Source organism: Oleiphilus sp. HI0117, assembly GCF_001635235.1.
The window spans coordinates 1-1509 of the sequence record NZ_LWGA01001273.1 but is presented as its reverse complement, the minus strand read 5'-3'; the positions used below and the strand labels follow the sequence as shown (position 1 = coordinate 1509).

Annotated in this window: 2 protein-coding genes; both read left to right on the top strand. The window is 48.4% G+C overall.

The window, feature by feature from the left end:
- Positions 1-447: precorrin-8X methylmutase (locus A3757_RS22150; RefSeq protein ID WP_068740312.1), on the top strand; the 447-nt coding region annotated here is incomplete at its 5' end.
- On the top strand, positions 447-1509 hold a 1063-nt coding region (gene cbiE, locus A3757_RS22145), incomplete at its 3' end, for a precorrin-6y C5,15-methyltransferase (decarboxylating) subunit CbiE (protein ID WP_068740310.1). The genes A3757_RS22150 and cbiE, both read left to right, overlap by 1 nt.

Genomic DNA, 1509 nt, shown 5'->3' with positions numbered 1-1509 from the left:
TCCTTGGGTCAGAATAAGCCAATTTTGTGCGATGTGGAGATGGTCAAGCAAGGCGTTACTAAGCGCATGATTGAACGAGAGCCCCTGTGTTTTTTGAACGATAACGACACCATTCAACAGGCTAAACAACTAGGCGAAACAAGGTCGATGGCTGCCTTAAGTTCTTGGACACCCTTCTTGAAAGACAGCGTTGTATTGATAGGGAATGCTCCAACGGCCTTGTTCAGATTACTTGAAATGTTGGAACAAGGCGCAGACAAACCGGCGCTTATCATCGGCATGCCAGTCGGCTTTGTCGGCGCAGCAGAATCTAAAGAAGCGCTTTGGGAAGAACACAAAAAATTAGGCGTGGAGTGTATAACCTTGGCTGGCCGCCAAGGTGGCAGTGCAGTTACCGCCGCGGCTTGTAATGCGCTTTTACGCTGTAATCGCGGGGAGTGGTATTAATGCCCTTACATGTAATTGGCCTTGGCGTTTCGGAGCAAGCGAACTTGGACGAAGTCGCCTTGAGTGCTTTGCAGTCAGCAGATCGTATTATTGGTTCCCAGAGACAGTTAGAGACGGTTCGCTGGTGGATTTCAGAAAGGCAGGTGACTGAGCAGCTTCCTAAGCTCTCTATTTTAAAAGGGCAATTGGCGAGCTATCTGGACGAAGGTGAAACAGTTGCCTTGCTAGCCTCAGGTGATCCGCTATTTTTTGGTATCGGAAAATGGGTACGGCAGAGCTTTTCGGATTTGAGGCAAGATCAACTTTGTTTTCATGCGGGCGTGTCCAGCATTCAAGCCGCTTGCCATCGACTCGGCTGGTCCTTACAAGATGTTGAGGTTATTTCACTGCATGGTCGTCCATTACAATCTTTGACCACTCAGCTCAAACCGCATACATGCTATGTATTGCTCACTGATCAAAATAGTTCTGCGCATGCAATTGCTAAAGAATGCCAACGCCGTGGCTTTGAAATGGCAGCGCTGACGGTCTGCGAAAAGCTTGGTTATTCAGACGAACGGGTACGTCTATTATCAATTGATGAACTCATTGATGGAGAGGCACAAAGCCAACGTTTTGATCCCTTAAATGTCGTGTGTTTACAGACACTTGAATCGACGCAATATACGCCGACATTTCCGGGAATTCCGGATGAGCAGTTTGTGACGGACAAAGCACCCGGTAAAGGCATGATTACCAAGCGTGAAGTTCGCTTAGCGATATTGTCTTTGTTAGAACCGACAACAGACGATTGCATTTGGGATGTTGGGGCAGGTTGCGGTGGTGTTGCCACAGAGCTAGCGTTGTGGGGTAAAGGTGCCCAGGTTCATGCAATCGAGCATCATCCGGAGAGGTTAGACTGCTTGAAGGCGAATCAGCACCGTTTCGCAGTTGAACCAAACTTGTCAATTGTTGAGGGCAGTGCACCTGATATTTGTTCAACTTTGCCCGCGGCTAACAAGGTTTTTGTGGGCGGAAGCGGCGGTCAGTTATTAGACATTCTAAATCTAGCCTGGGAGCAAC